This window comes from Marinobacter sp. VGCF2001 (assembly GCF_049943275.1).
Lineage (GTDB): Bacteria > Pseudomonadota > Gammaproteobacteria > Pseudomonadales > Oleiphilaceae > Marinobacter.
The window spans coordinates 74,801-98,634 of record NZ_JBNFVX010000002.1; the positions used below are offsets into that span (position 1 = coordinate 74,801).

Consider the following 23,834-nt stretch of genomic DNA (forward strand, 5'->3'; position numbering starts at 1 on the left):
GCAATGAGTGAAGCATCGGTTCTGAAAACCGCGCTGAGTATTTCCGGCGCCTCGTGTCAGGGGTGTGCGAAAAAGATCCGCAACGCCCTGGAGCCGCTAACCGGCAGTACCGAGCGGGTTGAGGTCAACCTCGAAGAGCAGACCGTGGCGCTGCCTGAAGGCGTGGATACCGCCGAGGCCGCGCGGATTGTCACGGAGACCGGTTATCCGGCAGAGCCCCTTCCCCGGGATCCATCCACGGGCAGTTGCTGTGCCTCGTCGGAGGAGTCGTCTGCCCGGGGTAAGACGACAACCGGCGAGAGATCGAAATCTTCCGCGAACTCCGGCCCTGCCAATGCGGGCGCCGGGCAAATCGTACTGTCGGTCAGTGGCGCCACCTGCGCGTCCTGCGTGAATACCATCGAGAAGGCCCTGATGTCGGTTCCCGGCGTCACTCACGCCCATATGAATCTGGCGGACAATACCGCCACCGCCAGTGGAGATGCGGAGCCTCAATCGCTGGTGCAGGCGGTGGAGAGTGCCGGTTACGGGGCGCAAGTGATTGAGGATGAAGACGAAGCGGACGATCGCAAGCAGGAAGAGGACAAAAAACAGTACAAAGTGCTGTTGGTGAAGATGGCGATCAGCCTGGGGCTGGGCCTGGGCCTGATGATCTGGGGCATGGGCTTTGGCTCGATGATGGTCACCGAGGCCAATCAGCTTACCTGGATCAATCTGGGCGTTCTCACCCTGGGGGTGATGATTGCCACCGGCGGACATTTCTACACCGGAGCCTGGAAGGCGTTCAAACACCATAACGCCAACATGGACACGCTGATTGCCCTGGGCACTGGCACCGCCTGGCTGTACTCCATTGTCGTGGCCAGTATGCCAGAGGCGCTGCCGGAGATGGCCCGGCACGTGTATTTTGAGGCCTCGGCCATGATCATCGGCCTGATCAATCTGGGCCAGGCACTGGAACTGCGGGCCAAGGGCAAGACGTCCGAGGCGGTGCGCCGATTGCTGGATTTGCGGGCGAAAACGGCCCGGGTGATCCGCGATGGCCAGGAACAGGATATTCCCGTTGAAGAGGTTCAAAAAGGCGATCGCATCCGGGTGCGCCCGGGCGAGAAGCTACCGGTGGACGGGGTGATTGCCGAGGGCTCCACCCGCATTGATGAAAGTATGCTCACCGGTGAGCCTATGCCGGTAAGCAAAGGCGAAGGCGACGACGTCTCTGCCGGCACGCTCAATACCCATGGTTCCATCGTTTATGAAGCCACCCGGGTGGGCAGCGAGACAGCCCTCGCGCAGATTATCAAACTGGTTAAGAAGGCCCAGGGCTCCAAGCCTGCCATTGGCCGGCTGGCCGACAGGATTTCTTCCGTGTTCGTGCCGTCGGTGATGCTGATTGCCGTGGTGTCGGCGCTGGTCTGGTACAACGTCGGGCCGGAGCCGGCGGTGGTGCATATGATGGTGGCCGCCACCACGGTGCTGATCATTGCCTGCCCCTGCGCGTTGGGTCTGGCCACGCCTATGTCGGTGATGGTCGGCGTTGGCAAGGCAGCAGAGTACGGTGCGCTGATTCGCCAGGGCGATGCTCTGCAGACCGCCGGGAAAATCGATCTGGTGATTCTGGATAAAACCGGCACCATTACCGAGGGCCATCCCGCGGTAACCCGGGTGCACGCCGATAACGGCGACGAGCAGCGTTTGCTGGCACTGGCTGCCGGGCTGGAGCAGCACTCCGAGCATCCGCTGGCCGAGGCCATTCTGGCCAGAGCCCGTGAGGACGAGCTTGAACCGGAACCCGTGTCCGGCTTCGAGGCCCTCAATGGCAAGGGTGTGCAAGGCCAACTCGACGGCGAACCGGTGCGCCTGGGTAACCGGCGCTGGCTGGAGGCTGAAGGGCTTTCCATAGACTCCCTCGATGACGCCGCCCAAAGCATTACCGAAGAAGCCGGCACTCCGCTGTTCCTGGCACTGGGCCAACAGGTGCTCGGCGTCATTGGCGTGGCCGATGCCATCAAACCGGATTCCGAGGCTGCCATCCGGCGCCTGCACGAGGCCGGCATCAAGGTGATGATGGTCACCGGCGATATCGACGCCACCGCCAAGGCCATTTCAGCCAAAGCAGGCATCGACGACTACCGCGCCGAAGTGCTGCCGGAGGACAAAGCCGAGGTGGTCAGCGAAATGCGCGGCAAAGGCTACACGGTGGCCATGGTGGGCGATGGCATCAACGACGCCCCGGCGCTGGCGGCCGCAGACGTCGGCTTTGCCATCGGTACCGGCACCGACGTGGCCATTGAAAGTGCATCGATCACCCTGATGCGCGGTTCCCTGCACGGGGTGCCGGATGCCATCGAGATTTCCCGGGCAACGGTGAAGAACATTCACCAGAACCTGTTCGGCGCCTTCATCTACAACTCCCTGGGTATTCCGGTGGCCGCGGGCCTGCTCTACCCTGTATGGGGCATCCTGATGAGCCCCATTCTGGCCGGCGCCGCCATGTCGCTGTCCTCGGTGACGGTGGTGTCCAACGCCAACCGGCTGCGGCTGTTCAAAGCCGGTGACACCCGGGTTTCAGCAAAGGAGCGGAACGGATGACAACATTTCTGGTCAATGCCGGTGGTCTCGCCCTGATGGCTGCCATTGTCTGGTGGTTCTGGCTTTCCGGCCCCAACTCGGATCATTCCGATCAACATCACTGAGGTACTCATCATGAGAAAACATACTCTTGCCCTTGGCCTGATGGCCGCCCTGGGGTTCAGCACCACCGCCCTGGCCGGCGGCGCCGCCCAGAGCATTCACGTCTACAAATCGCCTACCTGCGGCTGCTGTGGCGACTGGATTGACCACCTGGAAGACAACGGTTTCGATGTCACCGCCACCGACAGCAACAACATGGGCCAGATCAAGGCTGAGGCTGGCCTGATTCCGGGTCTGGGCAGCTGTCACACCGCATTCGTGGATGGCTATGTGATTGAGGGGCATGTGCCGGCGGACGACATCAAACGCCTGTTGGCAGAGGCCCCCAAGGCCACTGGCCTGAGTGTACCGGGTATGCCGGTGGGCTCTCCGGGCATGGAAATGGGCGCCCGGAAAGACCATTACAAGGTCATTCTGTTCAACGGTCAGGGGCAGACCCGGATATTCAACCAGCACAACTGATTCGCAACCCGCGCTGCGGCCAGGAGGGCGCAGGTTCAACCTGCGCCCAAAGTCTGCCTATTTTTTCTACACTAAGGCGAGACACTGTTCTATGATGGAACATAGATTCAGAATAACACTGGCAAGGATCTATTTTGAGCCTCAAAACCCGCATACTCGGGCTAGCCGCACTGTTGATCGTTGCCGCGGGAAGCGCGTCCTGGCTGGCCTATCGGGCATTATCGGAAAATATCATCGAGCGCTGGGGGCAGCAGGTCGCCGAGATCCAGGTTCGCTATGACAGCGCCCGCCTGCTGCAGTCTCTCGAGCGGGAAATCGGCCTGGCTCGCCAGATGGCCAGTTCCTCAGCACTGATTCAATGGGCCCAGGCGCCGGACAATCCCACCCTCGAAGCCCTGGCCATTCGCCAGATGGAAAGCTTCCGCAGCAACTTCCGCGACAACAGCTACTTCGTGGCATTGCGCAGCAACCTGCATTACTACTACAACAACGCCGACAACGAGTACGCCGCAGACCAGTTCCGTTATGTGCTGGACCCGACCAAACCCGACGATGCCTGGTTCTTCCAGCTGATCGAAGAGGGTCGGGATTTTCACCTTAACGTCAATCCGGACACCGAACTGGGGGTCACCAAACTCTGGATTGACGTGCTGATGCGGGACGCACAGGACAACGTGGTCGGTATGGTCGGGACCGGCCTCAACCTGGACAATTTTCTGCAGGACATTGTCGATATCGGCCAGGATGGCATCACCACGCTGTTTGTCGATTACAACGGCGCCATCCAGCTCTACCGGGACCTCAACTACATCGACTTCGCCACCATTATCAAACCCGAAGGCCAGAAAAACACGGTAGACCTGCTGTTCGATGACCCGCAGGACAAACAGCAGGTTCTGGGTATGCTTCAGTTGCTCAAGCAACGCAACGGTGAAAGCGGTGCCGTGGAGAGTGGCTTTGTCACCGTTGATGGTCGCAAACACCTGGCCGGTGTGGCCTTCCTGCCGGCCATCGGCTGGTTCGAGATCACCCTGCTGGATCTGGAAGCGCTGATTCCGCGGAGCTATCTATGGCCGCTGATTGCCGTCTTTATCGCCAGCCTTCTGATCACCCTGGTGCTGTTCCATCAGATTATCCAGTCCCGGATTCTCAAGCCCGTCATCAGCCTGGAAAATGCAGTACATCGGTTAAGGGAGGGTCGTTTCGATCTGCCCTACCTGCACAAGCCGGACAATGAGATTGGCCGACTGGTTGATCATTTTGAAAAAATGTCCCACTCCCTTGAAAACACCACCCGGGAGCTGGAACGCGAGGTGGAGGCACGAACCCAGGAGCTGCAGCGTCTCGCCCGGGTAGATGCACTCACCGGCCTGAAAAACCGGCGAGGCCTTGATGAGGTTCTCGCGGAAGAAATCCAGCGGGCCGAGCGGGAACAGAAAGGGTTTGGTCTGCTCTGGCTGGATATTGATCACTTCAAAGACATCAACGATGCCCGCGGCCACCAGGCCGGCGACGAAATTCTGTGCCGGGTGGCCCTGTGGCTGAAAGCCGCCGTGCGACCCTACGATCACCCCGGGCGCTGGGGTGGAGACGAATTCGTGGTGGTACTGTCACCCTGTAATGTCTCAACCCTGGAACAGATCGCCTGCCGTATTCGCGCCAGCGTCGAACACGAGAGCCTTCGTACCGGAACACCGGTCACCATCAGTGTTGGCGGTTATTTCTGCGAACCCGGTGAAAGCCTCGATGAACTGCTGCATAACGCCGACCAGGCGCTCTACGAGGCCAAACGCAACGGCCGCAACCAGGTATGCATCCATACACCCAGCGGCGAAATGATTCATCCGGCCTGACAGATCTGACACCCACTGGCAGAACCTTTATACTCCGCTGCAACACATTTTCTATTCAGGTTATTTGTTCATGCTCAACGCCGACGCTCTCAATCAATTGCGCCAGCTGAAAACTGACATCAAAGAGAACAAGGTGGTTTTCGCCGGTACCGTCAAGTCCACCAACGGGCGCTTCGGCTTTGTCGCCCTGGACGAGGGGCGTGACGTTTTCCTGCCGCCGGAAGAAATGCAGAAAGTCCTTCCCGGTGACCGGGTCAGCGTGACTGAACACGAGGTGGAGAAGGGCAAAACACAAGGCGTGGTCGACGAGCTGCTGGAGTCACCACTCACCACATTTGTAGGCCGTTACCTGATCAAAGGCAAAGGCCACTTTGTGGCACCGGAAACCCCCGGCATCAACCGCTGGATCTTTATTCCGCCGAAAGAGCGCAAGAACGCCCAGCCGGATGATTTCATCTATTGCCAGATGCATCGCCATCCTTTCAAGGACGGCAAGGGCCAGGCCAGGGTACTGCGGGTCATCGGAAAAAAAGGGGAACCCGGCATCGAGCGCGCCCTTACGCTGGCCAATTTTGACCTGGCTGACAGCTGGCCGGCGGAGGTACAGAAACAGGCCGACGCCCTGAGCGAAGAAGCGGTGTCGGACCGCGCAACGGAGCGGGAAGACCGTACCGCCCGACCCTACGTCACCATCGACAGTCCAGGCACCCAGGATATGGACGATGCGCTGATGGCCACACCGAACGCCACCGGCTGGACCCTGTCCATTGCCATCGCGGACCCTACCGCCGTTGTTGAGCCGGCCAGCCCGGTGGAACAGGAGGCATTCAACCGCGCCACCGCCATTTACTTTCCCGGCGAGCCGCTGCCCATGTTGCCGGATGCCATTAGCACCCGGTTATGTTCTTTGATGCCCGAGGTATCGCGCCTGGCGCTGGTTTGCGATCTGCAGGTCAATAACGATGGCAGCCTTGGCGAATACCAGTTCCATCAGGCGGTCATCCGCTCCAAGGGCAAACTCAGCTATGAACTGGTCTCTCACCTGATTGAAGGCCGCGAGGATGAAGACATCAAGGCGTTGCCGGATGATGTTGCCAACAGCCTGGACCAACTGCACCAGGTGGCCACCGCGCTGCGCAAATGGCGGGCGGAACACGCCCTGCTAAGCAACGATCGCCCCGAATTCCGGCTTCGCCTGGACGAAAACCGGCGTATCCGGCTGATCGAACCAGCCGTACAAAATGAGGCGCATCGGCTGGTGGAAGAATGCATGGTAGCGGCCAACCGCTGTGCCGCCGATTTCCTTGAGCAACGGGGCCGCGGCCTGTTTATTCAGCACCCGGGCCTGCGTAACGATCGCGCTGAAAACATCCGGAAACTGCTGGAAAACTATGCGCCGCATCTCGTGGACTACGATGCCAACAGTGCCGAAGGCTTCAAGGCATTGATGAAACACACCGATGCGCTGGAGGCCGAGGTGCCGGTGAAATCCATCCTGTCACGGCAACTGGCCCGGGCTGAGCTGAGCTTCGAGCCGGCACCTCATCAGGGCATGGGCCTGGCGGCGTACACCACCTTCACCTCACCACTGCGCAAATTCTCGGATTTCTATGTGCACCGGCTGATCAAGGCGGCACTGTGGGATCAAGCCATCGAAGCACTCGATGCGCAACAGCTGGAGAGCCTGCAGGCGTCACAAATACGGGCACGCATGGCCGCAAACACACTGGAAACCTGGCTCAAGAGCGATTACGCCAAGGGCCTGTCAGCGGAGCCCATGGAGGGCACTATTTCCCGTACCGTGCCCTCGGGCTTTTTCGTTCGGCTGGACTGCAATGGTCTGGAAGGCTTTGTCAGCTGCAAGAGCCTGGACGGCAAGTTCAGCTTCGACCCGGTAACCCTGCGCCTGGTGCATAACAAAAACGGCCGTGTGTTCCAGCTCGATCAGCGGGTAACCGTGCGGTTTGCAAACGTGGATGAAGAGCGCCGGCAAATTAATTTTGAACTGATTGAAGCCGAAGAGATTGGCGCGGCTGCCGGTAACGAGGCTTGAAAACCGAGCGGGCAGACACACCGTATATTCTGATGGTATTTGAGATATCAGGAGGTGTGTCATGCCCATCAGCCCGCAGGAATTTCTGAAAAAATACGGCTTTGACGAGGACGACGAAGAGCGCGACCACAGCCTCCGGAATAACGCCATGGAGCATGCAAGGCACCTGAAACGCCCTCATGCCGGCACGCCCCATGACTGGGAAGAGTGGGAGCGATTCAAAAAAGAGCATCCGGACCAGGTTGAGGATGACGACGACTGATACCCGCCGCCGCCTCATCAAAAAGCTGACCGATCAGCTCACCGCCCGAGCATACGGCTCAGGCGCTGGTCTTTGTCTTTCCACAGCGCGCCCAGCCAGTCCTTGACGTTGCGCCGGTGTTCGGCGTCGCCGGAATAGTCCTTGCCCTTCAAATGATCGGGGATAGACTGGGTCTCGATCACCATCTTGATTTCCGGCACCCGGCCGCAGATAAAATCCCAGAAGGTTGGCGCCCCGTTCGGGTAGGCAATGGTCACATCCACCAGAGTCTCGATGGAATCGCCCATAGCATCCAGAACAAAAGCCACCCCCCCGGCTTTGGGAAGCAGCAGGTGCTGATACGAGGATTTTTGCCGGTCGTGCTTGGCCGGCGTAAAGCGGGTACCCTCCACAAAATTCATCACGCTCACCGGTGTGTACCGGAACTTTTCACAGGCCTTGCGCGTGGCTTTCAGGTCGTCGCCCCGCTTTTCGGGGTGCTTGAGCAAGTATTCCCGGCTGTAACGCTTCATGAACGGGAAATCCAGCCCCCACCAGGCCAGACCAATCACCGGCACCCAGATCAGCTGCTGCTTGAGAAAGAACTTCAGAAACGGAGCCTGGCGGTTAAAGACCCGCTGCATCGCCAGAATATCGACCCAGCTCTGATGATTACTGAGCACCAGATACCAGCTCTCGCGCTCGAGCTCATCCGCCCCTTCCACCTGCCAGCGTGTGCTATGGGTCAGTTTCATCCAGCCGGTGTTGCAGGCCACCCAGGATTCCGAGATCCAGATGATCAGGCGGGTGCACAGCACCCGGAACCCCTGATGCGGAACCAACAGCTTGAACACTGCAGGAATGTACAAAAGCACGCACCAAAACACGGTGTTGATGCCAAGAAGTAGAGAGTTGAGCACGCCGATAACGGGGGCAGGCAGGAAACTGAGCATGGTAGTCCTGTTGTTGTGGTTGTTTCCGAAGCCCGACATGATAGCAACCAGGCGGGCACTTGGGCAGTGGCCTGAGGTGACCAAAACGCCGGCCAGACCGGACGGTTTTGCCATGGCGTCGCGGCTACATCCTCTTTATGCTCAGACGCTCCACGTACTTCTGCTCCATCGGACGATCTATGCGCAATCCGTTCAGAACCTCAATAAAAACCACCTCGGGCATTGCTCGCCAGGGAGCCCTTTACGCCGGCAACGCGTTTGACCGGGTTTTCCGCGCCGCCAGCCTGGTGCAGGCCGGCCAGACACCGTTCGAGACACTTCACAGTGATGGCCTGGTCAGCCTGAGATATTATCCGCCTCTGGCAGAAGACTTTATTGAACTGGATGACATGATCATCCCGGTTGAGCGACACAGCCACCGGACTCCGGTCGTCATCATTCCGCCGCTGGCGGTCAATATGCTGATCTACGACCTGTTCCCCCAGCGCAGCCTGGTGCGCTTTCTCCGCGCCAAAGGCTTTGACGTCTACCTGATCGACTGGGGCATCCCGGGCCGTGAGCACAGCCACTACAATATGCATACCTATGTCGCAGAGTTGCTTCCGGAGTATCTGAACCGGGTACGGCAACACAGCGGCGAACAGGAACTGTCACTGCACGGCTGGAGTATGGGGGGAATGTTCACCATGTTTTACTCGGCGCTGAGCCAGGACCAGCACATCCGCAACGCCATTGTGGTGGGCCTGCCCGTCGACAGCCATGCCTCCGGCGCGATCGGCTGGCTGTATCAGCGCATTGCCGATGTGGCCGGGCAGGTTCGCAAACGCACGGGGTTCCGGCTCCACGACCTGAAGCCCCACTGGTTCCACACCCCTGGCTGGGCCAATACCATCGGTTTCAAACTGAGCAATCCCATCGGCAGTGTGATGGGCTACTGGGAGCTGATTGTCCGGTTGGGTGATCGTGAATTCGTGACTAATCATGCCACCACGGCGGCGTTTCTGGACCGGATGGTGGCCTACCCCGGCGGCATTATTCAGGACACCGTGGTCCGGGTCTGGATCGATAACCAACTGGCCGAAGGTGAAATCCAGATCGGCGAGGATGTCGCCCGGCTGGAAAACGTGAATGCCAGCGTGCTGGCCATTGCCGGCCAGGACGATACCCTGGCCACGCCGGGTGCTGCCAAGCGCCTGATGGACCACGTCAGCTCCACCGATAAAACGTTCCGGGTGGCTCCGGGCGGACACATGGGGATACTGGCCGGCAGCAAAGCGCCCCGGGCGTCCTGGCTTGAGCTGGCGGACTGGCTGGCTGAAAGGTCTGACTGATACTACTTTCACAAGCGGCAGGTGGCAGGGAGGGCTTTCCAAAAATTTGCGGAGCCAGGGATGGCGGAGCAGAAGCGCCACATGGGCTCAGTCGAGCGCTTATGAAGCGAAGCTTCATGCGACATCTGAGCGACCGCAATCTGTGATTGCGGGCCGGACCCCGTAGGGGTGCCGAAGGAGCGTTTTTTGGAAAGCCCTCCCTGCCACCTGCCCAACGCTGACTTTCCGTCATTCCTGCTTTAAACTGCCACCCATGAAACCTGTTGATATGTTGAGCCTGGATCTGCGATCCCTGGCAACGTTTGTGGCGGTGCTGGACGAAGGCAGCGTGTCCCGGGCAGCCATTCGCCTGGGCGTAACCCAATCGGCGGTGAGCCACACCCTCGAGCGCCTGCGCCAGGCCTTTGGCGACCCCCTGTTTGTCAAAAGCGGGCGCGGCATCGTGCCCACCGATTACGCCCTGCGCACCGGCCCCCACATCCGTCAGCTGCTGGACGACCTGCGCACCCTGCCATCTGGGCCGCCATTCCACCCGGCCTCCGCCGACTTCACCTTCACCATCGCGGCCAATGACTACCAGCGAGACCTGCTGCTGCCGGGGCTGATGAAAAACCTGCGTCAACAGGCGCCGGGTATCCGGCTGCAGGTGATTCCATCCGGCATCCCCTCTGCCGATATGCTGCGCAAAGAAGCCTGCGACCTGATCATCAGCCCCCACGCGCCGGAGACCACCGACATCATGCAACGAGGCCTGATGGCCGACCGCATGGTGGTGTTTTACGACCCGGACCAGCGGCAGGCACCGACGGACCTTGCCGACTACCTGAAGGCCGACCACATCGCCCTGATGTTCGCCACCGGCGAACGTCCCGGCTTCGAGAACACGCTTCATGCCAAAGGCCTGGACCGCCACAACGTGGTCACCGTCTCCAACTTCTCCGGCCTGCCGGAATTTTTGCGCGGCACCAATATGCTGGCAACCGCACCGGAACGGATGAGCAGCCAGTTGATGCGGGACTTCGCCTGGGTGCCCCTACCCTTTGACTACAAGCCCTTCACTTTGCTAATGCTCTGGCACCGCCGCCACCAGAACGACCCGGCCCATCGCTGGCTGCGAAATCAGGTGAACTCGGTCGCCGCCACCATGAACGGGCTGAACGATTAATCAATCAGTTTTATTCATGTATTGCATGAGACCAGCAGGCATTATCCCCAACGTTGCTTCCGCCTAGACTTCCCCTCCATACGCTGGATGGTGTGAGTGAGCTATCGCCTCCCAAAAACTTGCGTAGCCAAGGATGGCGGAGCAGAGCGTACATGGAAGTATTCACAGCGTTTTTTGGGAGGCGATAGCTCACTCGCACCTAACTCCAATGAAAGGACAACCCGTGTTAGCACTCACAAGCATCTGGACAACCATATTGCTGGCCGCCGCCGTTGCCCTCGGGCCACTGGCCGTGGATATGTATCTGCCAGCGTTGCCCCAGATAGGCGCCGACTTCAACGCCGGCACCGACCAGGTCCAGCTCACCCTGAGTGTCTATCTGGCCGGTTTTGCCATCGCACAACTTGTGTGTGGCCCTCTCGCCGACCGCTTTGGGCGCAAACCGGTCATGGTTGGCGGCTTCCTGCTGTTCGCACTGGCCAGCATTGGCTGCGCCCTGGCCACCAACATTGAAACCCTGCAACTCTGCCGGTTCCTCCAGGCCCTGGGTGGCTCAGCCGGACCGGTGCTCGGCCGCGCCATCATCCGCGACGTCTATACCCCCCGCGAAGCGGCCAAAATCCTCGCCCTGCTAGCCAGCATCATGGCTCTGGCACCCGCCGTGGCGCCCACCCTGGGCGGTCTGATGGTGGCCGGTATCAGCTGGCACTGGATCTTCATCGCCATGGGCGGCTACGCGCTGGTTATGGCAGCGGTTACCGCCTTTGGCATTCCCGAACCTCTGAAACCGGAACATCGCCAGCCCCTGCGCCTGGGCCATCTGTTTGCCAACTATCGGCACATCAGCACAGATGCCAGCTTCCTGGGCTACACCCTGACCAACGCGGCCATCTACGGGGGCCTGTTTGCCTTCCTGTCAGGCGCCTCCTTCGTGCTGATCGATGTGCTCGGTGTTAAACCCGAACACTTCGGCTTCTACTTTGCCGCCATCGTTGTTGGCTACATTGCCGGCAACCTGGGCTCCATCCGGTTAGCCCGCCACATGACACCGGATCAGATCCTCCTGTGCGGACTCATCATCAGCCTGATCAGCGGCGCAGTCATGGCGTTACTCGCCTACCAGCAGGTATACAGCCCCTGGGCAGTGATGATCCCCCAGGCCATCTTCATGGCCGGCACCGGCCTGGCACTGCCCCAGTGTATGGCGGGCGCCCTGGCCAACTTCCCGACCATGGCCGGCTCCGCCTCGGCCCTGTTCGGCTTTATCCAGATGACCGCCGCCGCCATCGCCGGCGCCACCGTGGGCGCCCTGCACAACGGCACCCCCCTGGTAATGGCCACCGTCATTGCCGCCTGTGCAGGCCTGGCCATGACCGGCTACCTGCTGCTGGTACAGCGCTACCCGGCAAAAGCCTTTGAAACCCCAAAGGCCCGCGCCTGAGCGCCCTTCCTTCAAATGACTTACATCAGGCAAAGGATGAAAAGTCATCCAAAATAAGCTACACAGAGTAAGTTGCAGAGCGAAAAACCAAAGCACTCACCACAACCTCAGGAGTAGCACATGAGCAACGTCACCCTGGACGGCAACCCCATTGAACTGAGTGGAAAATTTCCCCAAACCGGCGACAACGTTCCGCCCTTCACCCTGACCAGCAGCGGGCTGGAAGAAGTGAAACTCGACAACTGGGCCGGCAAACGCAAAATCCTCAACATCATCCCCAGCATCGACACTGGCGTATGCGCCGCCAGTACCCGCAAGTTCAATGAAAAAGCCGGCAGTCTCGACAACACCGTGGTACTGGTGATCTCCGCCGACCTGCCCTTCGCCGCCTCCCGTTTCTGTGGCGCGGAAGGCCTGAAAAACGTGGAAACCCTTTCCACCTTCCGCAATTACAGCTTCCAGCAGGACTACGGTGTGGCCATCCAGAACGGCCCCCTCGCCGGCCTGTGCGCCCGGGCGGTGCTGGTACTGGATGAAAACAACCAGGTGATTCACAGCGAACTGGTCAGCGAAATCAAGGACGAGCCGGATTACGATGCGGCTTTGAGTGTGCTCTGATATTCATTGAACCTCCAACCCTCTGTTGATCGACAGAGTACAGGGTATTGCACTACCGTCCGGGTGACCGGGTGGGGTGGGCTTTCCAAAAATTTGCGGAGCCAGGGATGGCGGAGCAGAAGCGCCACACGGATGTGCCGAAGGAGCGGTTTTTGGAAAGCCCACCCCGCTCGGTCGCTTGCACCTGCGACGAGTGCATTCACCAGACACCAGAACTGCTAGAATCCCCGCCACACTCAATACCAAGGCCCCCAAGCTAACGTGCAAAACCACCTGCAAAACGCCTCCCTGGGCCGCCAGCTCTACCACATGACCTGGCCCATGCTGTTTGGCGTGCTCTCGCTGATGACCTTCCAGCTCACCGACAGCGCCTTCGTCGGCCAACTCGGCCGAGACCCGCTGGCGGCACTGGGCTTTACCGTGCCCATGCAACAACTGGTCAGCGGTATGTACGTGGGCCTGGGTATCGCCACCACCGCCATCATCTCCCGCACCCTCGGCCAGGGCGATGAACTGCGGGCCCAGCGCCTGGGCGGGCTGGTTATCGCCATTGGCGCCGGCCTGGCATTCACCCTGTGCCTGTCAGTATGGCTGCTGCAAAGCCTGATCCTCGATCTGCTCGGGGCGGAACAGGCACTGCGCCCGGTTATCCGGGAGTACTGGGCGCCGTGGCTGCTCTCAGCGTGGACCGGTGCCATGGTCTACTTCAGCTATGCCGTGTGCCGGGCCAATGGCGACACCCGCCTGCCCGGCTACATGATGATCACCACCAGCCTGCTCAACATCGCTCTGGACCCACTGTACATTTTCGTCTTCGACTGGGGCCTGCCCGGCGCAGCCTGGGCCACCATCACCGCCTTCGGTATTGGTGCGCTGATCGTCTACCCCCTGCTGTTCAAACGCCAATGGCTGCGATTCGACCTGCTTCAGCTGCAACTCAGCCAGGCCGCTCGTCAACTTGGCGGCATCATGGCACCGGCCATGGTCAGCCAGTTAATGCCGCCACTGTCGGCCATGCTGGCCACCGCACTGGTGGCGGGCTTTGGGTCTGCCGCCGTGGCCGCCTGGGGCCTGGGCACCCGCCTGGAGTTCTTCTCCATTGTGGTGGTGCTGGCACTGACCATGTCGATGCCTCCGATGATCGGCCGTATGCTGGGGGCGGGAGAGATTGAAAAGATCCGCAAACTGGTGCGTATTGCCGTGCGCTTCATCGTGGTCTGGCAGTTGGCCATTGGCCTGATCTGGCTGGCCGCCTCCGGCTTTGTGTCCGGGCTGTTCAGCCGGGATGCCGATGTGCAGGAAATTCTTTTCAACTATCTGTTGCGGGTGCCCCTGAGCTACAGCGGGCTGGGCGTTTGTATCCTGATGGTGTCGGTCAACAACGCACTGGGTATGCCCATGCGCGCGCTGCTGATCTCCACCCTGAGGCTGTTTGCCTGTTATCTGCCGCTACTCTGGGTTGGCGGACAAATGTCCGGGCTGACCGGGCTCATGTCAGGTGCTCTGGTGGGCAACCTGCTGGCCGGCGCTATGGCGTACAGTCTTTACCGCCAGGGCATGGGCCGGTTGCGCCAGCAGGCGTAATACTCAGGCAAAGCGGGCGCGGAACGCCTGGGGCATGGGGGTGACTTCCCGGCTCTGGTAGTTAAAGAAGACAAAACCGTACTTGGCCAGCGCTACCGGCTGGCCGCCGTCGGCCTTGGTGACCCGGAACACGAAGTCGCCGCCGTATTTATTGAAGTCCATCAGGCCTACCTCGAAGCGCAGCATATCCGGGTAGAACGACTCGCCCTGGTACATGGTGGCCAGGTCGGTAACGATAATGCCAATGCCATCGTGGCCGGCTTCTTCAATGCCATGCTCTACCAGAAACTGGGCCCGGGCCTCGGACAGCATGGAGATCAGGGCGTCGTTGCCCAGGTGGTTTGCGCCATTAACGTCGGTGATTCGTACCGGTAGTCGGGTTTCAAAGGTGAAGGCGGTGTCGGGAAAGTCGAGTTTGATTCTGGCCACTTGGGGGTCCCCTGGGGTGTGCTTGGTGCGATTGAGTAATGGGGGTGCATCATACTCCGACCTTTGTCGCTTCTCATCCTGTAGGTTGTTCGGGTATCTTGCTGTAAACGTCGTAGCGCCGCGAATGCTGGTTCGGCCGGCCGTAGGGATAAGCTTTCCAAAACACGCTGTGAATACATCCCTGTACGCTCTGCTCCGCCATCCATGGCTCCGCAAGGTTTTGGAAAGCTTATCCCTACGCCCTCATCCAGGCCTTGTACGCGCACCATAAAAACAGCAAAAAGAAAGAGACTCTTATGAACATCCGCCCCGCCGCCACCCTGGTTCTGACCCGAGATACCGACAACGGCATTGAAGTCCTGCTTCTGCAACGCACCTGGGAGGCGGTGTTTCTACCGGGTTATTACGTGTTCCCGGGGGGTGCGGTGAATGCGCAGGAGCCTGAGGGTCGGGCTCATGTGGTGGGTGTGGAGGATGCCGACATCAGTCAGACCATGAGTCTGGATGAGGGCGGGGCTGATTATATGCTGGCCGCGGTGCGGGAGTGTTTTGAGGAGGCGGGAATTCTGCTGGCTCAGGATGCGGCCGGTCAGTTGATTGGTGCCGATCACAGAGTGCACAGCGAGCGAGTGGCGTTGTTTCAGGAAGAGGTTTCGCTGGCGCAGCTGTGCGAGAAGCATGGGTTAACCGTGCCGCTGGATCGGGTGGCGTATTTAAGCCACTGGGTCACACCACCGGGACCGCCGCGCCGGTTTGATACCCGGTTTTTCGTGGCCGTGGCGCCGGACAAGCAGCCCGCAAGCCATGATGGCGCGGAAACCATTGATCATGTCTGGATTACCCCCGCTCAGGCGCTGGAAGAGCATCGCAGCGGCACGCGGCTGCTGGGGCTGCCAACCATCCGGACCTTGCGGGTACTGAGCGAGTTCACCAACACCGGCGAGCTGATGCGTTACGCCCACGCCAATCCACCGGAGGCCTTTCCCGACCAGCCCTGGCCGGCGGTGCGCAAAGGCAAGCCGGTGATGCTGGAACCCAACGCGCCAGCCTACGACGAGGCGGTCAAGCTGGACCCGGAAGCCGAGGGGTCAACCCGGGCGGAGATTGTTCCCGGCGAGCCGGTGGAGGTTGCCGCCGGTGTGGTTCGGCTGACGGCCCCGAACCCCGGCATGATGACTGGCCCGGGCACCAATACCTATGTTCTCGGGCACGAGCGCTTTACCGTGCTGGACCCGGGCCCGGCCAACGAGACGCATATCGAGCGGATTCTGGAGCTGACCGGAGGCCTGGTGGATCAGGTGGTGGTTACCCACACCCATCTGGACCATTCGCCGGCGGTTGCGCAACTGAAAGCCCGCACCGGTTGCCGGGTATTCGGCTGGCCCGCGCCGGCAGGAGCCGGCCAGGATCAGGGTTTCGCGCCCGACGACCAGCCTGAACACGGAGATCTGATCGTCACCGAGGCCGGTATCCTGAAGGTATTGCACACGCCGGGCCACGCCTCGAATCATCTCTGTTACCTTCTGGTCGATCAGGAAATGCTGTTCTCGGGCGACCACATCATGCAGGGGTCGACGGTGGTAATTAACCCGCCGGACGGCGACATGAAAGCGTATATCGAATCGATGTATGACCTGCTGGCGGAACCGATCCGCTTTATCGCCCCGGCCCACGGTTTTCTGATGGGCCAGCCGGCGGCGGTCATTGATTACCTGATCACCCACCGGTTATCCCGCGAGCACAAGGTGTGGCGGGCCCTGGAGGCACTTTCGCCGGTCAACCTGAAAGACCTCACTAGCCGGGCCTACGACGACGTGCCGACCGCCATTCACGCTCTGGCCGCCCGCTCGGCCCTGGCGCATCTGCACAAACTGGAAGCCGAGCACCGGGCCTTTGCGGAAGACGGCCTATGGCACGCCATGGTTCCGGGCTAAACCTGTTTGCCTGCGATCAGAGGTGCGACGCGGATGGCCGGTTTTCATGAAAGCGGTATTAAACCTCTGTCACAGCCGTATGCATGATCGATGCCCGGCCTTATCCTTGGGGCCACATCTTCAGGTAGTCGAGGACTTATGCTTCGAGCAAGGCTCAGATCTGCAATCATCTACGCACTCACATCATCCATACCAGTTATAACCGCCCCCACCGTTCTGGCAGAAACTGCCAGCCCGGAGGCCGGTGCGCCCTCGCTGGCAGTAACCGATCTGGCCGAAGATGAGAATGTTGAGGATGTTGAGCATTCCGAACCCCGCCGGGGCGCCCCGCAGTCTGGGGAAAGCCCGGTGGCAAACACCGGGAAAGACCGCGGGCCAGAGCCCGCACCCGCCCCGGATAAGGCGGACACACCCCGCGATATTGCCCCCAACATCGACCTGAAAGAGGTTGCGCCACGACCAGAGCCCAAGCCAGAGGTTACCGATGGCAGCGGCAACGAGCCCGAGGCGGTGGCGCCGGTGCCCGCCGAGAGCTTCACCCTGCTGGGCAAAGACATTCTGCCCGGCACCGCCACCCGTCTGGCCTGGTCACCGGGCATCCAGATAGCCGGCTTGTCCCAGATTACCCCGGTGCTGGTGGTCAACGGGGTAAACCAGGGGCCAACGCTGTGCCTGACCGGCGCCGTTCACGGTGACGAACTCAACGGCATCGAAATTGTCCGGCGTACCCTGTACGACCTGAATCCGGAGAAACTGAGCGGGCGAATCATCGGCGTGCCCATTGTTAATCTGACCGGCTTCCAGCAGGGCAGCCGGTACCTGCCAGACCGCCGGGATCTCAACCGGCACTTCCCGGGTAGCCCGAACGGCACCCTCGCGGACCGCGTTGCCCACTCTCTGTTCACCAAGGTGATCCAGCATTGCGATATGCTGGTAGACATTCACACCGGCTCCCTCAAGCGCACCAATCTGCCGCAATTGCGGGCGGATATGAACAATCCGGACGTTGCCGAATTCACCCGCGGCTTTGACAGCATGGCGGTGGTCCACAGCACCGGCTCACCCGGTATGTTGCGTACCGCCGCTACCCGGGCAGGTATTCGGACCGTAACGCTGGAAGCCGGTGAATCCCTGCGCATTCAGGAGCACCAGATCGACGCCGGCGTGAACAGCCTCAACAGCCTGATGGAAAAACACGGCATGATCTCCCGGATGTTTGTCTGGGGCGAACCGGAACCGGTCTATTACGACTCCACCTGGATAAGGGCACAACACGGTGGCATCCTGTTCAGCGAGATCAAGCTGGGCGCCACGGTCTCCGAGGGCGAGATTCTGGGCTATGTGGCAGACCCCATCACCAACGAGCAGCACCCGATCCGCGCCGATACCGATGGCCGGGTCATCGGTATGGCGGTGGACCAGGTGGTGATGGCCGGGTTTGCGGCATTCCACATTGGCACCGAGGCACAAATACCGGGAGAATAGCAGGCTTACCAACCCTGCCCGGCCGCTGCCAGCCGTGCTCGCACCGGCAGTCTTTAACCGCCCTGGACAAAGGAGAGCTGAATGACCACGCAGACAAACACCGCACGCTTACGGCAAGTCATCATCACCCTGATGCTGGCTGCGCTATCCGTGAGTGTTAACGCGGCTCCCTGCGACCCGGACGATGTACGCTGGAATGACGCCCTGTTTTACCCGGAAGGTTCGGTGGTTCATCACCAGGGGCAATGGTTCGAATCCCGGGAGTTACACCAGGGATTGGAGCCCGGCATTACCTTCGACTGGAAACAGCTGGATGCCACACCGGACTGCGCTGACAACGTGGCACCGGTGGCGCAACCCGGTGCCAATCCCGCGGGCAATGGCCCGGAAGCGCCCGATACGACCGTCGGCGAAGTGAATGGCCTGTGCGAACGCCCGGACCAATGGCTGTTCTCGAAAGAGTATCAGGCTGGCAGCGAAGCCAGCCACGGCGGCAAGATCTGGCGCGCGCTGCGCCCAAACACCGGAGATATGCCCGGCACGAAGACGCCCCCCTACTGGGAACTGGTGAAGGACCACTGCGCGCTGGAAACTCAGTTGCCGTAACCGGCAGCCAGCAGCGCTGACTCGACCCGGTCCAGGATCTGGCTGAGTGTGGCCCGGGGGCAACCGATGTTAAGCCGCATAAACCCCCGACCCTGCTCGCCAAAACTTGGCCCGGGGTTGAGCCCGACACCGGCCTGCTGCACGAAAAAGCGTTTCAGGGCGGCATCGTCCAACTTCAGCCCCCGGCAGTCGAGCCAGACCAGATAGGTGCCCTCGGGCGCCGAGGTGCAGACACCCGGCAGCCGGCGGTTCACTTCCCTGACAACGTAATCGCGATTTTCCTGAAGATACGCCATTAACGCCTCGCGCCAGGGGCCGCCGTGGCGATAGCCGGCCTCAAAGCCGGCCACGCTGAACGGGTTGCACTGGGGCAGGTGCAAGCGCTCAAACTCGGCCTTCATGGCGTTGCGCCGCTCCGGGTCCGGAATCACCAGAGCCGACAGGCCCAGACCGGGCATATTGAAGGTTTTACTCGGCGCGACCGCGGTAATCAGGGCATCGTTTGCCTCCGCCAGGGTTGCCAGCACGGTATGAGCGGGTTTGTCCGGGTAGGTCAGGTCACAATGAATTTCGTCCGACAGAACCACCAGCCCGTGGCGACGGGCAATGTCCAGCACCGACGCCAGTTCGGCCTGGCTCCACACCCGCCCCACCGGGTTGTGCGGTGAGCACAGCAACAGTACTTTGGCCTCCGGCCGAGCGGCGCAGTGTTCAAGGTGGTGCAAATCCATTCGACACTGCCCCGTATCATCAGCCTGCAAGGGATTTTCGATCACGGTCCGGCCCGTGTCCTGAACAGAACTGAAAAACGGCGGGTACACCGGAGGCTGCACAATCACGCCCTCGCCCGGCCGGGCAAACGCCAGACACGCCGCATTCAACGACGGCACCACCCCCGGTGCCATGACAATCCATTCACGCTTGATCGCCCAGCCATGCTGGCGCTCGAACCACTGGATCATGGCCTCGTAGAGGCTGTCCGGAAACAGGGTATAGCCATACACCGGATGTTGCGCCCGCGCCACCAACGCCCGGGTAACCGCCTCCGGCGCCGGAAAATCCATATCCGCCACCCACGCAGGTATCACATCCTCGCGGCCGAACACCGCCTTTCGGGCATCAAACTTGACCGAACACGTGTGCTCCCGGGCTATGGGGTTGTCGAAAACGCTGGTGCTCATGAGCTGCTCCGTTTACTGGCTCTGGGGATCGGTTATTGTGGTAGTCCGCTGCCACCACCGCAACCACTCGGCAGGCTTCCGGCTTTGGTCTAACTCTGGCGAGTTTCGCTTGCCCAACCGGCCTGATACTTGCGAACCTAACCGATTCGTTGCCTGTGTAATCCAAACCGTGACCGGAGCTCACCCATGATTGGCCAGATTCTATCCACCATGCTGCCGGTGTTCCTGATTGCCGGTTGCGGCGCTCTGTACGGTCGCTATCGAACACCGGATATCCAGGGCCTCAACGTGCTGAACATGGAACTGTTTGTGCCCATGCTGGTGTTTGCTGTGCTGGCAGATCAGCAGGCACCGCTGCAGGAATACAGCGGGCTGGCCCTGGCTGCGGCGGTGGTGGTTCTGGGCTCCGGGGTCATCCTGTACCCGGTGGCGAAACTGCTGAACCTGAATCTGAAAACCTTTCTGCCACCGATGATGTTCAATAACTCCGGCAATATGGGCATTCCGATTCTGGTGCTGGCCTTCGGGGAATCGGCCCTGCCGGCGGCGATTGTCTTGTTCATTGTGGAAATGCTGCTGCATTTCTCGGTGGGCCTGTACATACTCGACCCCCATACGTCCATTATCCGCCGCCTGCGGCTGCCCATTGTTTTCGCCAGCCTGGCCGGCCTGGCGGTCAACCTCAGTGGCGTTGCTCTGCCCGGCTGGCTTCTGGAAACCCTGAATATGCTGGGCGGCGTCTGTATTCCCCTGATGCTGTTTGCCCTGGGGGTGCGAATGCTGGATGTAGACTTCAGTGACTGGAAGCTGGGGCTGATCGGTGCCATCGCCTGCCCGCTCTCAGGGCTGATTCTGGCCTGGCCGATGATTGCGCTGCTAAACCTGCCGGGGCTGCAAGTCGCCAGCCTGTGGGTATTCGCCGCCTTGCCGCCAGCCGTACTCAACTACATGGTGGCCGAACAGTACCAGCAGGAACCCCATGCCGTGGCCTCCCTGGTGCTGCTGAGCAACCTGGGCAGCCTGGTGGTGATGCCCCTCGTTCTGGGTTTGGTATTCGGGGCAGGGTACGTGTAAGCTTTTTGCCTGTTCCGGAGACTTGATAAATGTCAGAAACTGTCGCGGTTGTCCGCGCTTCGCGCCCGAATTTTCTGCTGCTTGCACCACTGTGTGCCGGCCTGGGACTGGCCCTTGCCTGGCAACAGGGCCATCAGCCCGAATTGCTGCATACCACGCTGGTCTTTCTGGGGGCCGTGCTCGCCCACGCCGCCGTGAATCTGCTCAACGAATACGATGATTTCCGTTCAGGCCTGGACATGATCACCCGCCGCACGCCATTTTCGGGCGGCAGTGGCGCCCTGCCCGAAACGCCTTCCGCGGCCCGGGGCGTGCTTTGGGCAGGCCTGGGTACGCTGTTGCTGGTGGTAAGCATCGGGCTGTACTTTCTCTGGTTGCGGGGCCTGCCGATGCTGGTGCTCGGGGCCGCCGGTGTGATGCTGGTGCTTACCTATACCCGCTGGATTACCCGCTCGCCGCTGCTGTGCCTGCTGGCCCCCGGCATGGGCTTTGGCCCGATCATGGTACTGGGCACGGTCATCGCACTGGGCGCCCGACTGGACACGGCCGCGCTGTTCTGCGCGCTGGTCGCCCTGCTGATGGTCAGTGAACTGCTGCTGATCAATCAGATTCCCGACGCCGAGGCCGATCGCAAGATCGGCCGCCGCCACCTGGTCATTACCCTTGGCCCGGAGAAGGCCGCCCGGCTGGTCGCCGCTCTGCTGCTGGCGAGCTACGCCGTGATTGCCGCCGGTGCCCTGGGCGGCTTCCTGCCCCCGACCACGCTCCTGGCTTTTGCCTCCCTGCCCGCAGCACTGTGGATTGGCGCCCGCCTGCCCCGGGTACTGACTACACCCGAGGCCCTCAACCGGGTACTGGGGACCAACGTGGCGGTGCTGCTGTCCACCCTGGCACTGTTGATGGCCGGCCTCAGCCTCTGAGGCGGAAGCGGCTGACCCGGGCCTGCAACTGCCCGGCGAGCACCGCCAGATCCCGGCTGGAACCGGCCACCTGATCCGAACCCGCCGAGGTCTCAATGGTGGCATCGTGAATACGGGCGATGTTCCGGTTCACTTCCTCGGCCACGGAACTCTGCTCCTCTGCGGCACTGGCAATCTGGGCGTTCATGTCGTTGATCGAGGCCATTTCCTCGCGAATCCGGCCCAGTGCCTGCTCGGCTTCGCCGGTTTTTTCAACGGTCGCACCGGCTAACTGTCGGCTTTCCTCCATTTCACCGGCCGCCTGACCGGCCCCCGATTGCAGCCTGCCGATCATGTCCTGAATCTCGCGGGTCGATTCCTGGGTGCGGGACGCCAGAGACCGCACTTCGTCGGCCACCACCGCAAAGCCCCGGCCGTGTTCACCGGCGCGGGCCGCCTCGATGGCGGCGTTCAGCGCCAGCAGGTTGGTCTGCTCGGCAATCGCGTTAATCACCTCGATAATCTGTTCGATATTACCGCTGTCCTCGGAGACCCGGTTCACCGAGGCCGCGGCCTGCTCCAGCTTGTCCGCCAGGCCGGTGATGGAGATCGCGGTTTCCTGCACCACCAGGTTGCCGGTCTCTACCTCGCTATCCGCTTTCTGGGTGGCCGTGGCCGCGCTGGCGGTAAATCCTGCCACCTCGTTCACGGTGGCCGCCATCTGATTCACCGCGGTTGCCATCTGCTCGGCTTCGGTGGCCTGCAGGCGAATCTGCTGGCTGTTGTTGTCAGAGGTGGCTTCCAGTTCTTTCGACGCCCCGGACAGTTCGTCCGACGCGGAGCGCACCTCCTGGATAATACCCGTCAGGCGCTCGATGGTGTCTACCAATGCGCCCATCACACTGTTGGGATGCCGGGTTTCAAGTTGCTGGTCCAGACTGCCGTCGGCAAGCTGGCGAATGGCCTCAGCCACGGTTTCCGGTTCAGCACCGAGAATCCGTTTCAGATTCCGGATAATCAGCGTGGCAACCAGCACACTCAACAACACCGAGACGGCCGTTATCGAAATCATCATCAGGTTGAACCCACTGGCGGCCTCGCGCACCGCATCCAGATCGCGGGCAATGTCATCTTCCTGGTAATTGATAAACGCGTTCACTCGATCCAGCCACTCACTGTAAGCCGGCGACGCCTCCTGCAAGAGTAGCTGCCGGGCCGCTTCGACCCGGCCGTTCTGGCGCAGATCAATCACCTGCGCCGTCAGATCCAGCGTCTTGCGTTCGATGGCCTCGATGTTATCCAGCAATTCACTTTCCCGCTCACCGGCCCCCTGGTTCTGAAACATCTGGTCCATGTTCCGGGCGTTATCCCGGTATACCGCGGCCAACCGGTCGATGTCCTGCAAGTGCCGCTGCAATTCCACCTCGCGGTCAACCAGCACGGCGTCTCGGATGGCAATGGCCCGATCGTGCACACTGCCACGGAAGTTGATGGCATAGCGCTGCTTGAGGGCAGCCCCCTCGTTCACCTGGTTCAGGGTCTTGTTCATGAACCCCACCTCGTGATTACCAATCACCGAGATCACCACCATTAACGACACAATCAACCCGAACCCGAGGGCCAGGCGCTTGGCAACGGTCAATGGACCCGACATAAAAACACTCCAGATTCAGAAAAACGTGGAGTGATTTACGATAGATAAATGAAATAGGCCAACGGGAATTGAAAGAATATGTAAATTATTATTTCAGTACCGCAGCGACTCCAAGCGCACCAGATCAAGAATAAGCCCGGACACCCGCTCACCGGGCGGTATTGCCTTGCAACTGACTGA

Annotated in this window: 19 protein-coding genes; 15 read left to right on the top strand and 4 right to left on the bottom strand. The window is 60.7% G+C overall.

Translation table 11 applies throughout. The features are described from left to right. The first annotated feature begins 3 nt into the window (after window positions 1-3). The 5 genes from ACP2AU_RS03555 (at window position 4) to ACP2AU_RS03575 (ending at window position 7,321) form a co-directional block, all read left to right on the top strand. Complete coding sequence (locus ACP2AU_RS03555; protein WP_426374533.1) at window positions 4-2,589, top strand: heavy metal translocating P-type ATPase; 2,586 nt, start codon at window positions 4-6, stop codon at window positions 2,587-2,589. A gap of 114 nt (window positions 2,590-2,703) precedes the next feature. Further along, a complete protein-coding gene (locus ACP2AU_RS03560) occupies window positions 2,704-3,153 on the top strand; it encodes a DUF411 domain-containing protein (protein WP_426374534.1) in 450 nt (149 codons plus the stop codon). A 134-nt stretch (window positions 3,154-3,287) separates the two neighbouring features. Next, window positions 3,288-5,006 carry a diguanylate cyclase domain-containing protein gene (locus ACP2AU_RS03565; protein WP_426374535.1) on the top strand — a complete coding sequence of 573 codons (1,719 nt, stop codon included), beginning with the start codon at window positions 3,288-3,290 and terminating at the stop codon, window positions 5,004-5,006. 70 nt (window positions 5,007-5,076) lie between these two features. Then, a complete protein-coding gene (locus tag ACP2AU_RS03570; RefSeq protein WP_426374536.1) occupies window positions 5,077-7,059 on the top strand; it encodes a ribonuclease R family protein in 1,983 nt (660 codons plus the stop codon). A 61-nt stretch (window positions 7,060-7,120) separates the two neighbouring features. After that, window positions 7,121-7,321 (top strand): hypothetical protein, encoded by a 201-nt coding sequence (locus tag ACP2AU_RS03575; protein ID WP_426374537.1) that lies wholly within the window; start codon window positions 7,121-7,123, stop codon window positions 7,319-7,321. A 38-nt stretch (window positions 7,322-7,359) separates the two neighbouring features. Here the strand turns inward: ACP2AU_RS03575 and ACP2AU_RS03580 are convergent, their stop codons facing one another. Next, complete coding sequence (locus ACP2AU_RS03580) at window positions 7,360-8,253, bottom strand: acyltransferase (RefSeq protein ID WP_426374539.1); 894 nt, start codon at window positions 8,251-8,253, stop codon at window positions 7,360-7,362. Between the two features lie 179 nt (window positions 8,254-8,432). Between ACP2AU_RS03580 and ACP2AU_RS03585 the strand changes: the two genes are divergently transcribed. The 5 genes from ACP2AU_RS03585 (at window position 8,433) to ACP2AU_RS03605 (ending at window position 14,392) form a co-directional block, all read left to right on the top strand. Further along, entirely contained in the window at window positions 8,433-9,584 is a 1,152-nt protein-coding gene (locus ACP2AU_RS03585) for an alpha/beta fold hydrolase (RefSeq protein ID WP_426374541.1), read from the top strand. Between the two features lie 253 nt (window positions 9,585-9,837). Then, window positions 9,838-10,749, top strand: coding sequence for a LysR family transcriptional regulator (locus tag ACP2AU_RS03590; RefSeq protein ID WP_426374542.1), 912 nt, complete (start codon window positions 9,838-9,840; stop codon window positions 10,747-10,749). Between the two features lie 223 nt (window positions 10,750-10,972). Beyond that, window positions 10,973-12,190 carry a Bcr/CflA family multidrug efflux MFS transporter gene (locus ACP2AU_RS03595; RefSeq protein WP_426374543.1) on the top strand — a complete coding sequence of 406 codons (1,218 nt, stop codon included), beginning with the start codon at window positions 10,973-10,975 and terminating at the stop codon, window positions 12,188-12,190. 120 nt (window positions 12,191-12,310) lie between these two features. After that, window positions 12,311-12,808: a thiol peroxidase gene (gene tpx / locus ACP2AU_RS03600; RefSeq protein WP_426374544.1), complete on the top strand. Its 498-nt coding sequence runs from the start codon at window positions 12,311-12,313 to the stop codon at window positions 12,806-12,808. Window positions 12,809-13,069: 261 nt separating this feature from the next. Continuing rightward, entirely contained in the window at window positions 13,070-14,392 is a 1,323-nt protein-coding gene (locus ACP2AU_RS03605; protein ID WP_426374546.1) for an MATE family efflux transporter, read from the top strand. A 3-nt stretch (window positions 14,393-14,395) separates the two neighbouring features. On the opposite strand, the gene ACP2AU_RS03610 is transcribed toward ACP2AU_RS03605, so the two are convergent. Beyond that, the gene (locus tag ACP2AU_RS03610; protein ID WP_426374547.1) at window positions 14,396-14,821 is read right to left on the bottom strand and encodes a thioesterase family protein; all 426 of its coding nucleotides are present in this window, start codon (window positions 14,819-14,821) and stop codon (window positions 14,396-14,398) included. 296 nt (window positions 14,822-15,117) lie between these two features. Between ACP2AU_RS03610 and ACP2AU_RS03615 the strand changes: the two genes are divergently transcribed. The 3 genes from ACP2AU_RS03615 to ACP2AU_RS03625 all read left to right on the top strand — a co-directional run bounded on the left by ACP2AU_RS03615 (window position 15,118) and on the right by ACP2AU_RS03625 (window position 18,846). Further along, on the top strand, window positions 15,118-16,755 hold the full coding sequence (locus ACP2AU_RS03615) for an MBL fold metallo-hydrolase (RefSeq protein ID WP_426374548.1): 1,638 nt from the start codon (window positions 15,118-15,120) through the stop codon (window positions 16,753-16,755). 138 nt (window positions 16,756-16,893) lie between these two features. Further along, window positions 16,894-18,240: a succinylglutamate desuccinylase gene (locus ACP2AU_RS03620; protein WP_426374549.1), complete on the top strand. Its 1,347-nt coding sequence runs from the start codon at window positions 16,894-16,896 to the stop codon at window positions 18,238-18,240. 81 nt (window positions 18,241-18,321) lie between these two features. Next, complete coding sequence (locus tag ACP2AU_RS03625; RefSeq protein WP_426374551.1) at window positions 18,322-18,846, top strand: carbohydrate-binding protein; 525 nt, start codon at window positions 18,322-18,324, stop codon at window positions 18,844-18,846. Here ACP2AU_RS03625 and ACP2AU_RS03630 read toward each other — a convergent pair. After that, window positions 18,834-20,027 carry a MalY/PatB family protein gene (locus ACP2AU_RS03630; RefSeq protein WP_426374553.1) on the bottom strand — a complete coding sequence of 398 codons (1,194 nt, stop codon included), beginning with the start codon at window positions 20,025-20,027 and terminating at the stop codon, window positions 18,834-18,836. The genes ACP2AU_RS03625 and ACP2AU_RS03630 overlap by 13 nt on opposite strands. 186 nt (window positions 20,028-20,213) lie before the next feature. Here ACP2AU_RS03630 and ACP2AU_RS03635 point away from each other — a divergent pair, with 186 nt between their 5' ends. Both ACP2AU_RS03635 and ACP2AU_RS03640 read left to right on the top strand, forming a co-directional pair. Continuing rightward, window positions 20,214-21,101 (top strand): AEC family transporter, encoded by an 888-nt coding sequence (locus ACP2AU_RS03635; protein ID WP_426374555.1) that lies wholly within the window; start codon window positions 20,214-20,216, stop codon window positions 21,099-21,101. A gap of 29 nt (window positions 21,102-21,130) precedes the next feature. Further along, window positions 21,131-22,021, top strand: coding sequence for a prenyltransferase (locus ACP2AU_RS03640; RefSeq protein ID WP_426374557.1), 891 nt, complete (start codon window positions 21,131-21,133; stop codon window positions 22,019-22,021). Here ACP2AU_RS03640 and ACP2AU_RS03645 read toward each other — a convergent pair. Further along, the gene (locus ACP2AU_RS03645) at window positions 22,011-23,654 is read right to left on the bottom strand and encodes a methyl-accepting chemotaxis protein (protein ID WP_426374559.1); all 1,644 of its coding nucleotides are present in this window, start codon (window positions 23,652-23,654) and stop codon (window positions 22,011-22,013) included. The genes ACP2AU_RS03640 and ACP2AU_RS03645 overlap by 11 nt on opposite strands. Window positions 23,655-23,834 lie beyond the last annotated feature (180 nt).